The sequence below is a fragment of the Streptomyces sp. V4I23 genome (genome assembly GCF_030817975.1).
Lineage (GTDB): Bacteria > Actinomycetota > Actinomycetes > Streptomycetales > Streptomycetaceae > Streptomyces.
Window position 1 is genome coordinate 729,422 of the sequence record NZ_JAUSZW010000004.1, and the last position, 13,940, is coordinate 743,361.

9 protein-coding genes are annotated in these 13,940 nt (G+C 73.8%); all 9 read right to left on the minus strand.

The genetic code is table 11. The annotated features are described in order from the left end of the window. Window positions 1-229: 229 nt before the first annotated feature. The 9 genes from QFZ82_RS05520 to QFZ82_RS05560 all read right to left on the minus strand — a co-directional run bounded on the left by QFZ82_RS05520 (window position 230) and on the right by QFZ82_RS05560 (window position 13,856). Window positions 230-1,516 (minus strand): MFS transporter, encoded by a 1,287-nt coding sequence (locus QFZ82_RS05520; RefSeq protein ID WP_307712047.1) that lies wholly within the window; start codon window positions 1,514-1,516, stop codon window positions 230-232. A gap of 108 nt (window positions 1,517-1,624) precedes the next feature. After that, on the minus strand, window positions 1,625-2,668 hold the full coding sequence (locus QFZ82_RS05525; RefSeq protein WP_307712048.1) for a winged helix DNA-binding domain-containing protein: 1,044 nt from the start codon (window positions 2,666-2,668) through the stop codon (window positions 1,625-1,627). Window positions 2,669-3,005: 337 nt separating this feature from the next. Further along, window positions 3,006-7,001 carry an amino acid adenylation domain-containing protein gene (locus QFZ82_RS05530; RefSeq protein ID WP_307712049.1) on the minus strand — a complete coding sequence of 1,332 codons (3,996 nt, stop codon included), beginning with the start codon at window positions 6,999-7,001 and terminating at the stop codon, window positions 3,006-3,008. Then, window positions 6,998-8,227: a cytochrome P450 gene (locus QFZ82_RS05535; RefSeq protein WP_307712050.1), complete on the minus strand. Its 1,230-nt coding sequence runs from the start codon at window positions 8,225-8,227 to the stop codon at window positions 6,998-7,000. Before QFZ82_RS05535 ends, QFZ82_RS05530 begins: the two co-directional genes overlap by 4 nt. Before the next feature lies 1 nt (window position 8,228). Next, entirely contained in the window at window positions 8,229-8,441 is a 213-nt protein-coding gene (locus QFZ82_RS05540; RefSeq protein WP_307712051.1) for an MbtH family NRPS accessory protein, read from the minus strand. A 76-nt stretch (window positions 8,442-8,517) separates the two neighbouring features. Further along, the gene (locus tag QFZ82_RS05545) at window positions 8,518-9,267 is read right to left on the minus strand and encodes a thioesterase II family protein (protein WP_307712052.1); all 750 of its coding nucleotides are present in this window, start codon (window positions 9,265-9,267) and stop codon (window positions 8,518-8,520) included. A gap of 4 nt (window positions 9,268-9,271) precedes the next feature. Further along, window positions 9,272-11,074: a non-ribosomal peptide synthetase gene (locus tag QFZ82_RS05550; RefSeq protein WP_307712053.1), complete on the minus strand. Its 1,803-nt coding sequence runs from the start codon at window positions 11,072-11,074 to the stop codon at window positions 9,272-9,274. Beyond that, window positions 11,071-12,579, minus strand: coding sequence for an aldehyde dehydrogenase family protein (locus QFZ82_RS05555; protein ID WP_307717634.1), 1,509 nt, complete (start codon window positions 12,577-12,579; stop codon window positions 11,071-11,073). The genes QFZ82_RS05550 and QFZ82_RS05555 overlap by 4 nt, the downstream gene beginning before the upstream one ends. A gap of 89 nt (window positions 12,580-12,668) precedes the next feature. Further along, entirely contained in the window at window positions 12,669-13,856 is a 1,188-nt protein-coding gene (locus QFZ82_RS05560; protein ID WP_307712054.1) for a BTAD domain-containing putative transcriptional regulator, read from the minus strand. Between the last annotated feature and the right edge of the window lie 84 nt (window positions 13,857-13,940).

Sequence of the window (13,940 nt, forward strand, 5' to 3'; positions counted from 1 at the left end):
CGCCGCACCCGCGGGTGGGGCCGCTTCGGTGCCGAGGTTGCCCCCGTGGTGCGGTCGTTCACGAAAGGTCGTGCGGACCGCTCGGTGCGGGCGGCTGCACGGTCGTAAGGACGAGTCCATGGCGGCGGCCGGTCGTGCCGGCGGCGCCCGAGGTGGGCGGAGAGCCGCCTCGGTGCGGGCGCCGGACCCGGTCGGGCCGCGGCACCCGCTCCGACGCGTCCGGGTCGGCCTAGGCGCCGACCTTGGTGTCGTTCGCCACGGACTCGGTGCCTTCGGCGCCCTCGGCGGGTGCGTCGCCTCCCGGCATCTCCTTGATCGCGGCGACCGGGCCGCCCAGCAGCGTCAGGCCGCCGACGATGGTGATCGCCCCGGCGACGGCCAGCGCCGCGGTGAGGCCGAACGCCTCGCCCAGCGCGCCGCCGGCGAAGTAGCCGAGGGACAGGGCTCCGTAGACGGCCGACAGAGCGGCACCGCTGACGCGGCCCATCTGCTCGTTCGGCGTGATGCCCTGGACCAGGCTGAGGACGTGGATGTCGAACATCGGGGACACGAAGCCGATGACGGCCTGGACCACGATCAGTCCGACGAATCCTGCGACCGCGCCGCCCGTCGGCACCAGGATGTACCCGGCGCCCAGCACGACCGCGGTCAGGATCAGCGTGCGGCCGACCGTGAGCACCTTGGTGACCTGCTCGGACAGCACCGCGCCGACGATGACGAAGACCGACATCACGGCGAAGGCCGCACCGACCTGGCCGGGGCTCAGGTCGAGCACCTTGTACGCGTACACGATCAGCAGGGCGTCGCCCATGGCGGCGCCGAGGTTGACCACGACGTTGGCGGTGAACAGTCCGCGCAGGACGGGGTTGCCGAAGAGGGTCTTCAGGCCCTCCTTCATCTCGGCCTTGGCGGACGCCTTCGTCTCCTCCAGCCGCGCCCGGCTGTCCCGGTGGCGGATGAGCAGCAGGGCCACGAGGGACACGAGGAAGGTGAACGCGTCCGCGGTGACGGCGCGGGCCGCGCCGAGCAGCTGGATCAGCGCGCCGCCGGCGCCGGCGCCGACGGCCTCGGCGACGCTGCGGCTGATCTGGAGCTTGGTGTTGCCCTCGACCAGGTTCTCGGTGCCGATGAGCTGCGGCAGCCACGACTGGTAGGAGACCTCGAAGAAGGTGGTCAGGACACCGGTGACGCCGGCCGCGATGTAGATGTGCGTCATGGTGACCGAGTCGAACGCGAAGGCCAGCGGGATCGAGCCCAGCGCCGCGAAGCGGCCCAGGTCGGCCACGATCATGACCGTACGGCGCGAGACTCTGTCCGCGACCAGGCCGGCTACCGGGGCCAGCAGCAGGAACGGGAGGAAGCGCAGTGCGCCGAGGACGCCGACCTCGAACGCTCCTCCGTCGAGAAAGACGACCGCGAGGGTCGGTAGTGCGAGCAGTGAGATCTTGTCGCCGAAGTTGCTGACGGTCTGCCCGAACCACAGACGATTGAAATCGGAATGCCGACCGAGTGCCATGTCGACGCCCTTTTCTGGTTGGGGACGGAATTGTCGGACGGCACTGACGCTATGGAGGGGCGGTTAGTGTCCGGTTACGGATCCGGGCGGATGAAGACCGGTGATGGACTACGTATGAGAAGCGTTGTAGAAGCGTGCGATGTCGGCGCTCTCCCGGGCGATCTCCGCCGAGACCGCTGCGTCGAGCGGCTCGTTCCCTGGGAAGGGCTCCACCACCGGCTCGGCGCCGCGCCGGCCTCCCGACCAGGTGCCGACCGCCCAGCCGTCGACCACGACGGTGGCGCGGATGACGCCGCCGCCCGGCCACACGCGGCGCTCGTGCTCGGCGGGCACCGACAGATCCCTGCGCCGGTATCCGACAAGATAGTTGTCGTACGCCGGAAGCAGCCGCACATCTCCTCGCGGGATGTGTGCGGCGTCCTCCCACGCGGGTTCGCCGGCGGCGGCCCAGGCGCTTTTGCAGACGGTCGTCCGCAGCCCCGACCAGTGGGCGAAATCCTCCACGTCACTGGGCCCGTGGGCCGCGCGGTAGCGCCGGGCGAGTTCGGTCACGGCTGCGGAGCCGGTGAGAGGCGACGGGCCGGAGGCCGGCAGCCAGTCGTCGAGCAGGACGAAGGTGGCCTCGCCGGCGCGCTGGGGCCCGTGGCAGATCAGCCCGGACAGCGCGGTCCGGCGGATCAGGTGGAAGGCGGACTGGCCCTTGGACTCGACGCCCAGGGTGCCCAGGCGTTCGGTGAGTTCGGCCCGGGTGAGCGGCCCCTCGCCGTCGACGGCGCTCACGATCAGCTTCGCCGCCCGTTCGCACAGGGCCTCGTCCAGGCCGAGTTCGCGCAGGCGGCGGGCGGCGAGTGCCAGGTAGACGGGGCCGAAGAGGCCGAGCAGCCAGCGGGCGTCGGCGGCCGGGACGAGTTGCAGCGTGCCGCGCATGAACCAGCCGCGAACGGCGCTGCGTTCGGTGTCGGTGGCGTGCCGGACGTCGTCGGCGGTCAGGCCCTGGACGCGGGCGCGCAGGCCGAGGCCCGCCGCCGCGAGGTCCTGCGCCTGGACGGCGAGGACCCGGTCCAGGGCGGCGGAGACCGTCGTCTCGCGGACCCGCCCCCCGATCGCCTGTGCGTGTGCTCTGAGCAGCCGGTCGGCAGTTCGTCGTTCCACAGTCCCTCAGTCTTTCAGTCTTTCAGTCTTTCACCGAGATCGTTCGTCGGACACCGGCCCGCGACCCGGCCCGGGTGTGCGCGAGGCTCACGCCGACTCTGGGCGCCCGGGGCCTGCCGCAGCTCTGCACGAGGGTCAGGCTCCGCGCCGGCCGCCGGAGCAGGCGGGCGGCGCGGAGCCTGACGAGTGCGGGGGGGGGCGGCGACGAAGTCGCCCTGGTCCGCGGCGGAGCGCAGGGCGCCGGCCCGGTCCGGCTCCGTACGGGTCGGCAGCCCCCGTGCGTCACCGGTGGCGGCCAGGACGTGCCCGGTCCGCCCGGCCGGCGCGACCGCCGCCATCAGCGCCTGCGGCGCAGCACCGCGTAGTACCCCGGCAGCAGGAGCGCGTCCGCGTCCGACTGCGGGTCGATGGCGTGCAGCTGGATCGCCTCGTCGTCCAGGATCTCCCAGTCGTCCGCGGGGAAGGCGGCGGTGAGTTCGGGACGGGTGAAGCGGTTCGAGTGGCGCACGCCGGCCGCCTCCAGCGGCCCGACCAGGTCCTCGGCCCGGCCGCGCTTGCCGCCGACGAAGCCGAGGTATCCGAAGGAGTTGCTGGAGTAGTCGGGCTCGTGGATGATCAGCACCCCGTCGGGGCCCAGCAGCCGGCCGGCGACCGTCGCGAGCCGTGCCCTGGCGGCGCTGTCGAGGACGTGGAAGACACCGCGGACGAAGATGTTGTACGGGCCCTCGCCCAGGGCGGCTGCCTGCTCGGTGTCGGTCATGTCGACGGCGAGGTACTCGACGTTCGTCACACCCTCCGCCCGTGCCTCGCGGACGGCGTGCTCGATGGCGCTGGCGGAGACGTCCACGCCGACCACGCGCGGGTAGTGCGGCGCGAGTTCGCGGCTGTAGCGGCCGTTGCCGCAGCCGAGGTCGATGACCGGCAGGTCGCTGCCGAAGTGCTTGCGGGCCTGGCCGAGCAGCCACTGGAACTCCTCGCCGCTGTCGGCGTCCCAGATGACGTCGCCGCCGCGGCCGGTGCGTTCGATGCCGGCCCAGTACCGCTCCCACGCGTCGCCGGTGTCGCGCTCCTCGACGGGCTCGGCGGCCGCGCTCTCGTCGCCGGGCGGCGGCGAGAAGCGCTCCCAGACCTCGTCCTCGCCGAGTGCCTCCAGCAGCTCGGTGAACTCCTGGAACATCGACTCGATCAGCCCGTCGGGGTAGACCGCGGGCAGGTGGTCCCAGTTGAAGGTGAGGCCGCCGGCCTTCTCGAAGACCTGGAAGTCCAGCGAGACCTGCGGGGTCTGGGAGATCCCGTACACCGGCACACCCAGTTCGGTCTCCTCGTACTGCGGCGGGTGGCCGGCGAGGCTCGTCATGACCACGGGCATGGCGGGCGCGAGGGAGCCGCGCAGCTTGGTCAGCTCGCGCAGCACCTGGACGCCGCTGAAGTAGCGGTGCTCCAGGTCGGCCCACAGGCGGCGCTGCACAGCCTGGGCGCGTCCCGTGAAAGTGGTGTCCTGCTGTTCGACGGCGAGCAGCAGGGTGGTCGTGGTGTCCGCGAGCAGCGAGTTGACCTGCGGGTGCAGCGGAAGCCGGTTGAAGAGGGGGAAGTTGATCGTGAAGCGGGCCTGTCCGCTGGCGTTGCCCAGGACCTCGGCGTAGGCGGCGGCGAGCACGCCGGACGCGGTGACCTTGCGGTCGCCGGCCCGCTCCTGGATACGGCTCCACAGCTCGGCGGGCACGACGTGGCTGAGGCGTGCGAAGCGGACGGGCAGCTCGGGGGCGTCCGTCGGACGCTCGGGGAGCTGCGGGGCCGGCGGCAGGGTGGCGAGGCGGTCGCGCCAGTACCACTCGGAGCGGCGGTAGAGCTCGCTGTCGCGCAGCGAGTTGCCGACGGCCAGCACGTAGTCGCGGAAGGTCAGCTCCAGCGGCGGCAGTTCGGCGCCTGATTGAGGGACGGCTGCTGTCCGGTGGGTGGTTTCCACGGGGTCGGTGCCGGGCTCGGTGTAGTACGTGACCAGGTCCGGGATCAGGACCTGGAAGTAGCTCCAGGCGTCGGCCACGAGGAAGTCGAGGCAGAGGTGGATGCGGGCGCGTCCGCCGCCGAGCAGGCTGATCCGCACGTCGAACAGGGGCCAGCCGTCGGCGTCGAGCACCTGGTGCGACAACTTCTCCCGCAGGGCCAGCAGTTCCCGCTCGCGCGAGGTCTCGTCCAGTGCGCCGAGGTCGGTGACCGGGATGTCGTAGTCGGGGATCTCCGCGTACACCTGCTGGGTGCCGTTCGGCAGGATGCGGGTGCGCAGCGCGTCGTGACGCTCGACGAGCCGGCGCCAGGCGCGCTCGAAGCGGGCGATGTCGAGGTTCTCGCTCTCCCACTCGAAGTAGCCGTGGCAGCCGACGTTGCCGAGTTCGACCAGTCCGCCCCGGCCGATCCACAGGGCCTGCTGGCTCTCGGTGAGCGGGAAGGGCTCGAAGCGGGCGTCCGGGTCGGGGACGATCGCGGGCAGGCCGCCGAACTCGCCGCGTCCGGCGGTCCGTTCGGTGACGATGAGGGCGCCCAGCTCGGCGACCGTCGGGCAGGACGACAGGTCGGAGAGGCTGAGTTCGACGCCGTAGCGGCGGCGGATCTCGTCGATCAGCTGGAACGCCAGCAGCGAGTGGCCGCCGAGCTCGAAGAAGTTGTCGTGGATGCCGACGCCGTCGGTGCGGAACGCCTCGGCCCACAGGCGCACCAGGCCGTCCTCGATCTCGTTGCGCGGGGGTTCGTACCCGGCGCTGACGGTCTCGCGGGAGTCGGGCGGCTCGGGCAGGCTGCGCCGGTCCACCTTGCCGTTGGGCAGGCGGGGCAGCGCGGGCAGGACGACGACGGTGGCGGGGACCATGTAGTAGGGCAGGGTGCGGGCCACGGCGGCCCGGATCCCGGCCGGGTCCGGGGCCGCGTCGCCGTCGGCGGAGACGTACGCGACGAGCCGCTTGTCGTTCGCTCCGCGCTCGTGGGTGACGACGACGGCCTCGGCGACGCCGTCGAGGCGGGCGACGTGGGTCTCGACCTCTCCGAGTTCGACGCGGAAGCCGCGGATCTTGACCTGGGCGTCGGAGCGGCCGAGCAGCTCGACGGCCCCGTCCTCGCGGCGCCGGGCGAGGTCGCCGGTGTCGTAGAGCACCGGGTGGGGGTCACCGGGGACGACGCCGGTACGGAACTTGGCCCCGGTCAGCTCGGGGCGGCCGTGGTACCCGGCGGCGACTCCGGCGCCGGAGACGTGGAGCCGGCCGACCGCGCCGTCGGCGACCGGGCGGTCCTGCTCGTCCAGCAGGTGCACGCGCATGTTGGCTATGGGCACACCGACGGGGACCTGGCGGGTGGCGCGGATCTCCTCCGGGGTGGCCTGGCTGGTGAAGTCGACACCGGCGCCGAGGTCGAGGCAGGTCAGGACGTTGGTGGTCTCGGTGGTGCCGTAGGTCATGACGACCCGGAAGGGTGTGTCGACGGGCGGCCAGCTGTGCACCCGCTCCGCCGTGGTCACCAGGATGCGCAGCGCGGTGTCCGCCGGCCAGTCGAGACCCCAGACGGGTTCGGCCAGTGCGGCGACGAGCATGGTGTGCGTGATCCGCTCGGCGGCGAGCCAGTCGCGGATCTGCTCCGGGGTCTGGGCCTGACCGGCCTCGGGGATGTGGATCGCCGCGCCCATCGGCAGGTACGGCAGCCACTCCATGATCTGTACGGCGAAGCCGGGCGTGGACATCCAGGACGCGCGGTCGCCGGGGCGCACCCCGTAGGCGCGGGCGGTCCAGTGAACGAGGTTGGTCAGGGCGCCGTGCCGCTCCAGGACGGCCTTCGGGGTGCCGGTGGACCCGGAGGTGTAGATGAGGTGGCTGACCGTGTCCGGGCCGGTGGCCACGCCGGTCGGCGTCTGTGGCCGGCCCTGGCCCTCGGTGGCCACCTCGGCCAGGGCCACGCCCTCGGGCATCCGGGCGGCGACGTCCGCCGGGGTGAGGACGAGCAGCGGCGCGGCGTCGGCGATCATCGCGGCGAGCCGGTCGTCGGGGTTGACCGAGTCGAGGGCGACGATCGCGGCGCCCGACTTGAGGATGGCGAGGGAGCCGATGACGTAGTCCGCGCTGCGCGGATAGCACAGCCCGATCCGCTCGCCGGGTGCGGCGCCGTGCGCGATCAGCGCGTGGGCCAGCCGGTTGGTCTCGGCCTCCAGCTCCGCGTACGTCCAGGAGCGGTCGCCCTGGACCAGGGCGGGAGCGCCCGGGGTGCGGGCGGCCTGCTCGGCCAGCAGCTCGGGGTAGCCGGTGGCGGGGAAGTCGGTGTCGGTCCGGTTGAAGTCGATCAGTGCGGTGGTCACAGCGCGGCCCTTTCTGCCTGTGCGAAGGCTCGGCTGCGCAGCAGCCGTACCGGGAGACTTCTGATCCCCCAGGTGAAGTTGGACGAGTTGAACAGGGCGGGACCGGTCAGTTCGAAGCCGTCGAACCGGTCCAGCATCTCGGTGAGCAGGGCGCCGAGTTCGAAGCGGGCCAGCCGGGCTCCGAGGCAGAGGTGGCGGCCGTGGCCGAAGGCGACATGCCGGTTGGGGCGCCGGTCGACCCGGAAGCTGTGCGGGTCGGTGAAGACGTCCTCGTCGCGGTTGGCGGAGACGTTCCACAGCGTGACCCGGTCGCCGGCGGCGATGGGCGTCCCGTCGATCTCGGTGTCGCGGACAGCGGTGCGCAGGGCGTGCACCCCGGGCGTGGTCCAGCGCAGGATCTCCTCGACGGCCGGGGCGATGCCGGCGGGGCCGAGGCCGCGCAGCAGGTCCCACTGTTCGGGGAGCTGCGCGAACATGTGCACCGCGCCGGCGGCGGAGTATCGGGTGGTCTCGTTGGCGCCGGACAGCACGCCGTTGCAGTTGAAGACGATCTCCTCGTCGCTGAGCGGCCGTTCGGTGCCGTCGCCCTCGTCGACGAGGGTGTCGTGGGCGATCTGGCTCACCAGGTCGTCGCCGGGGCGGGCCCGGCGCTCGCCGAGGAGTTCGATGAAGTAGAGGAAGATCTCGGAGTGCGCGCTGCTGCGCACGCTCTCGTCCGGGGAGTCGAAGGCGTCGGTGGTGAGCGCCCCGATCCAGGACCAGTCGGCCCGCGGGATGCCCATCATGGCGCAGACCACCCGGTTGGGGAGCTGCTTGGCGAGGTCGATGAAGTCCAGTTCGTCCTGCTCGGCGGCCTCGGCCACCAGCTCCCCGACGACCGTCTCGACGAGGGCCTCCGTCTTCGGCATCTGCTGGGGCCCGAACGCCTGGTACAGGGCCCGCTTGAGACGCGTGTGGTGGGGGGCGTCGGAGACGATCAGCATCCGCTGGGTGACGGCGGCGACGGCGGCGGGATCGCTGCCGAGCCGCATGCCCTGCGCGGAGCTGAAGGTGTCGCTGTCGGCGTAGACGCTCATGATGTCGCGGTGCTTGCTGAGCACCCAGAAGCCGTCGTCGCCGCCGGGCTCGGGGTGCCAGTGGACGGGCGAGTTGGCGCGCAGCCAGGTGAACGCGGACCAGAAGTCGTTGCGGCCGAAGGGGGCCGGGTCGAGCAGGTCGATGTGCATCTCAGACTCCTTCGCCCGTCGTCGCGGGGGCGGTTGCCGCCGTGCGCACGCTGCGGGGACGCATGTCGGTCCAGTGCGCGTCCACATGGGCGGCGCACTCGTCCTCGGTGCCGCTGAACCCGGCCGGCGTCCAGCCGTCGGGCAGCTCGCGCGCCGCGGGGTACAGCGCGTACTGGTCCTCGTGGTTGACGAGGACTTGGTAGGTGGTGGGCACGACGTCCTCCGGAATCGGGTGGCGGGCTTCGCGGCTGTCCGGCGTGTCACCGCCGGACAGCCGCGAAGCCCTGAGGTCAGGCGGTGCGGGCCGGTGCGGCCACGTCCTCCCGCAGCAGTCCGGCCAGGTGCTCGAGTACGGTCTCGGGGCGGCGCAGCACGGCGTGGTGGCCGCCCGGGACGCGGTGGACGTGGAAGCCGGCCGTCGTGATCGCGGCCCAGCCGGCCAGCTCCTGCGCGGTGACGGTCTCGTCGCCGTCGGCGCCCCAGGCGTGCACGGGGACGTGGAGCCGGTCGCCCGGGGAGTGGGTGTAACTCAGCGACAGCTGCGCGTCCTTGCGCAGCATGGCGACCATGAGCGAGCGGGTGTCCTCGTCCAGGAAGGCGGGGTCCAGTCCGGCGGTGTCGAAGAGCTTGTCCAGTTCCTCGTCGTCGTCGACGATGCCGCGGCCGGCGCCGTCCCAGTGACCGGGCGCCCGGCAGGCGCTGACCACGAGGGCGGCGGGCGGGACGCGGCGGGCGACCTCGTAGCCGAGCAGCCCGCCGAAGCTGTGGCCGAAGACGACCAGCCGGCGGCCGGCGGCGACGATCGGCCGCAGTTCGGCGGCGATCGCCTCGACGGCCTCGTCGAACGTCTCCGGCATGGGCTCGCGCCAGCGGTTCTCGCGGCCCGGCAGCTGGACGCCGTAGACCTGCGCGACGTCGGCCAGTGCCGGTGTCCAGGCGCGGAACTGCTGGCAGCCCGCGCCGGCCGGCGGCAGGCAGAGGAGGGCCGGAAGGTCCGCCTCGCCCGGCCCGGACGGCCAGGTGGAGATCCAGCTGCCCATGGCGTCAGGCCCCCTCGGCGGTCAGGACGTGTGCTTCGGCCGCCTCCGCCTCGGCGGCGAGCCGGTCGAGTTCGGCGGCGACGGCCGCGACGGTGGGCCGGGTGAGCAGCTTCCCGAGCGTGATGCGCAGTCCGGTGTTCCGGCGCAGGTCGGCGACGACGCGGGCGGCGGCGAGCGAGTGGCCGCCCAGTTCGAAGAAGTCCGCGTCCGGTCCCGGGACCTCGCGTTCGAGGACGTCCTCCCAGACGGCCATCACCTCGCGCTCGCGGGCCGTGGCGGCCGCCTGCTCGGCCTCCCCCGCCGGTGCGGCGAGCCGGCGGGCGAGCGCGTCGCGGTCGGCCTTGCCGGTGGTGAGGGTGGGGATGCGGTCGACGACGCGGACGGTGGCGGGGACGGCGGCCTGCGGGAGGAGCTTGCCGCAGTGTTCGGCGACCGCGGCCGCGAGGTCCTCGGGCGCGCCGGTGCCGGGGGCGGCGACGACCGCGAGTCCGAGGGACTGGCCGGAGGCGAGGGTGCAGCAGGCGGCGGCGACGACCTCGGGGAGTTCGGCGGCGATCCGCTCCACCTCGCCCAGTTCGATGCGGTGGCCGCGGATCTTCACCTGGTCGTCGCGGCGGCCGCGGTACTCCAGTTCGCCGCCGGTCCGGCGGACCACCAGGTCGCCGGTGCGGTACATCCGGGCGCCGCCGCCCTGGAAGGGGTCGGGCAGGAACCGGGCCGCTGTCAGACCGGGCCGGTTGCGGTATCCGCGGGCCACGGCGGGGCCGCCGAGGTAGAGCTCGCCCTCCGTGCCGGCGGCGACCGGGATCAGGTCGTCGTCCAGGACGTACGCCCGGTAGCCGGGCAGCGGTCGTCCGATGGTGGTCACGTCGTCACCCCGCTCACTGTCGGCCCAGGTCGCCGCGATGGTCGTCTCCGTCGGCCCGTACACGTTCAGCAACCGCCGTCCCCGGGCGAAGCGTTCGGCGAGCGCCGCCGGGCACGCCTCGCCGGCGACGACGACGACCTCGGCCTCGTCCAGGCCGCCGCCGTGGGCGGCCAGCAGGGAGGGGGTCAGCGACGCGGTGCGCAGCCCGGCGGGCAGCGGTTCGCGGCCGTCGGCCTCGGCGCGGCGCAGCCCCTCCAGGGACAGGTCCACCAGGGACACGCCCTGGCCGTGCACGAGGTAGAGCAGCGTGCACCAGAGCCAGCCGTCGAAAGCGGGCGAGACGGCGTTGAGGCCGAGGCCGCCGGGCGGCAGGCCCAGGGTCGCGAGGGCGTCGACGAAGGTGTCGAGACCGCGGTAGGTGACCTCGACTCCCTTGGGCCGCCCCGTGGTTCCCGAGGTGTAGATGACGTAGGCGCAGGCGCCGGGCTCCGGACGGACCACGTCGAGCGGGCCGGGCGGGGTGCCGTGCGGCTCCGCCGGGTCGATCGTGCGGACACCGGCGACGTCGAGTCCTTCGGGGGTGTCCGCGGCGACCAGGACGGAGACCTCGGCGTCCCGCAGGACGGTCCCGAGCCGTTCGACCGGGTGTCCGGCGTCGAGCGGTACGGCGGTGGCGCCGAGGCTCCAGACGGCGAGGAGTGCGGGCACGCTCTCCCGGGAGCGGCCGAGGAGCAGCCCGACGGCGGTGCCGGGTCCCACGCCGGCGGAGGCGAGCGCGGACGCGGTGGCGGCGGTACGGGAGGTCAGCGCCGCATGGGTGAGGGTGCCGTCCTCGGCGCTGACGGCGCGTTCGCCGGGCCGCTCGCGGGTCCAGCGCTCCAGGGCGGCGAACAGCGGCGGGGTCTTTCTGGGCGGTCGGCCGGCGTGCTGGGCGGTCATCCGTCGTTCCTCTCCGGGGTCTGGGCGGTCGCCGGCGCGGTGGCGCGCAGGCGCGGGCCGACGAGCCGGCCCTCGGGCCCCTGGGGCAGCTGCATCGACTTCGTCTCCAGGAACGCCTCGACTCCGGCGGTGCCGCACTCCCGGCCGATCCCGGACTGTTTGAAGCCGCCGAAGGGTGCGGCGGGGTTGAAGGCGCCGCCGTTGACGTCGACGAGGCCGGTGCGGAACCGCCGCGCGACGCGCTCGGCCCGGGCGTCGTCGCCGGACCAGACCGCGCCGTGCAGCCCGTAGCGGGTGCCGTTGACGATCCGTACCGCCTGCTCCTCGTCGTCGTACGGGATGACGCACAGCACCGGCCCGAAGATCTCCTCCTGGCCGAGGGTGGACATCGGGTCGACGTCGGCGAAGATCGTGGGCCGGACGTAGTAGCCGGTGTCCAGGCCCTCGGGGCGGCCGGGTCCGCCGCGTACCAGGCGGGCGCCCTCCGACGTGCCGCGCCGGATGTAGTCGTTCACCCGGGCGTGCGCGGCGGCGGTCACCAGCGGGCCGAGGTCGGTCGCGGGGTCGCGGGGGTCGCCGGTGACATAGCCGTCCATGGCCTGTCCGGCGAGCTCCAGGGCCTCGTCCTGGCGGTCGCGGGGCACCAGCAGCCGGCTCCACTGCAGGCATGTCTGGCCGGTGTTGAAGAGCACCTGGTCGACGGTGGCGCCGACGGCCGCGCCGAGGTCGGCGTCGTCCAGGACGAGGCTGGCGTTCTTGCCGCCGAGCTCCAGGTGGATCCGCTTGATGCCGTCGGCGCCGAGGGCCGACACCTGGCGGCCCGCACGGGTGGACCCGGTGAGGGACACGACGTCGACGAGCGGGTGGGTGACGAGGGCGGTGCCCAGGGTGTCGCCGGTGCCGACGGTCATGTTGACGACACCGGGCGGCAGGTCGGCCTCGGCGAACACCTCGGCGAGGAGCCGGGCGTGCAGGGGCGTCAGCTCGCTGGGCTTGTGGACGACGGTGCAGCCCGCCGCGAGCGCGGGCAGCAGCTTCTGCACCGTGAGGAGCAACGGGGTGTTCCAGGGGGTGATGCACGCGGCGACGCCGGCGGCCTCCCGTACGACCAGGGAGTGGCCCACGCGCTCCTCGAACGCGTAGGAGGCGGCGGTCTCGACGCAGTGCGCCGCCATGCCGACGGACAGCCCGACGTGGGTGTGCAGCGACACCCGGGAGGGGGCGCCCACCTCGGCGGTGATGACGTCGGCGAACCGCTCGGCGTTGCGCTCCAGTCCCTCGACCACGCGGCGCAGCATGGCGGCCCGCTCCCGTACGGGTGTGGCGGACCAGGCGGGGAATGCCGCGGCGGCGGCGCGCACGGCGAGGTCGGCGTCCCGGGCGGTGCCCGCGGGCACGGTGGCCAGCGGCTGCTCGGTGCTCGGATCGGTGACGACCAGCCGGCTGTCGGCGTCGGACGGCGTCCAGCGGCCGCCGATCCACTGGTCGTCGTAGCGGGTCGGCAGGAGGGCCGCGGACGGTTCGCCCGTCGGCGCGGCGGAGCCCTGCGGCACGGTCAGCACGGTCACGGTGGATTCCTCACTGAGTCGCTCGGTCACTGAATTCGCGCGCCGGGTACGGCCCCGGCCGGGCCTCGGCCCGCCCGCGGCCAGGCGTCGGCCCCAGCCGCGGCCGGGGCAGCCGGCCGGAAGCCGGCCGGGGTCCCGGCCGGACCACCAGGGCCGCCGTCGGCCGACGGCACGGCCCGGACGCCGGGCCGGGAGGCGGGTAAGGCGTCGGCCCGAGGCGCCGCCCGGACCGCGGCCGGTGCGCCGGCCTGGGCGGCAGCCCGCGACGCGGGCCGGCCGACGGGCCGGAGCGGGGACCAGGACGCGGGCCAGGTGGCGGGCGCGGGCCGCGTCGCGGGGCCGGCCGGGGACGGGGCACGCGTATCGGCCCGCGTGTCGGGGCGGGCGCGGCGGGCCGGGCGGGGGCGGAGGCCGGGGCGGGGCCCGGCCGGAGGCACCAGCGCGGCGAGCAGCCGCTCGGTCTCCGCGGAAGGGGCGACGCCGAGGTCGTCGCGCAGCCGACGCGCGCACAGCTCGTACCAGTTGCGCACGCAGGCGAGTTCGCCGCGGCGCCCGTGCGCCGCCATCAGCGCCCGGTAGGTCTCCTCGTGGTGCCGGTCGATGCCGAGCGTGCGCCGGCAGATCTCGATGAGCTCCGGGAAGTCGTCGCGCTCGACGGCGTCCGCACGCAGCACGTCCAGGGCCCGGAGCGCCAGCGACCGCAGGTACTCGCGCTGTTCGACGACCCAGTCCGCGTTCTCCCCGCGCAGGAACTCGCCCGCGTACAGCCCCACCGCCGACCGCAGCCGTTCCCGCGCGGCGCCGCGGTCGCCGGCCCCGGCCGCCCGCAGCCCGCTGTGCACCAGCTCCTGGAAGCGGTCCACGTCGGACCAGAGCTCGGCGATGTCGAGGACGTAGCCGAAGTCGCGGTAGTGCAGCCGGATTCCCGACTCGTGGGGGCTGTCGGGGTGCGCGTCGAGGACCCGGCGCAGCGCGTGCGCGGCGACCTTCAGCGAACTGCCGCCCGCGGACCGGTCGCAGCCGGGCCACAACACCTCGTACAGCCGGTCGCGGGTGAGCGTCTGGCCGCGGTGGATCACGAGGTACTGGAAGAGCCCGCGGGCCTTGCCGGCCCGCCAGCGCCGCACCGGGGCACCGTTCACGGTCAGTTCGAAGTCGCCCAGGAAGCGGATGCGTACCGCCTGCCGCGCAATTCCGGTCAACGCGGTGGTCATCGCTTCCTCCCGGGGTACGTCGTATTGCCGCTCTGCCTGCGGCCGAGTGTGTTCCGGGGCTCTACGAACGGCCTATACCGGCCG

Bases quoted from the DNA above. Each gene is read 5' to 3' on its own strand.
- QFZ82_RS05520 (WP_307712047.1), bottom strand. From the start codon at position 1,516: ATGGCACTCGGTCGGCATTCCGATTTCAATCGTCTGTGGTTCGGGCAG.
- QFZ82_RS05535 (WP_307712050.1), bottom strand. From the start codon at position 8,227: ATGCACATCGACCTGCTCGACCCGGCCCCCTTCGGCCGCAACGACTTC.
- QFZ82_RS05545 (WP_307712052.1), bottom strand. From the start codon at position 9,267: ATGGGCAGCTGGATCTCCACCTGGCCGTCCGGGCCGGGCGAGGCGGAC.
- QFZ82_RS05550 (WP_307712053.1), bottom strand. From the start codon at position 11,074: ATGACCGCCCAGCACGCCGGCCGACCGCCCAGAAAGACCCCGCCGCTG.
- QFZ82_RS05560 (WP_307712054.1), bottom strand. From the start codon at position 13,856: ATGACCACCGCGTTGACCGGAATTGCGCGGCAGGCGGTACGCATCCGC.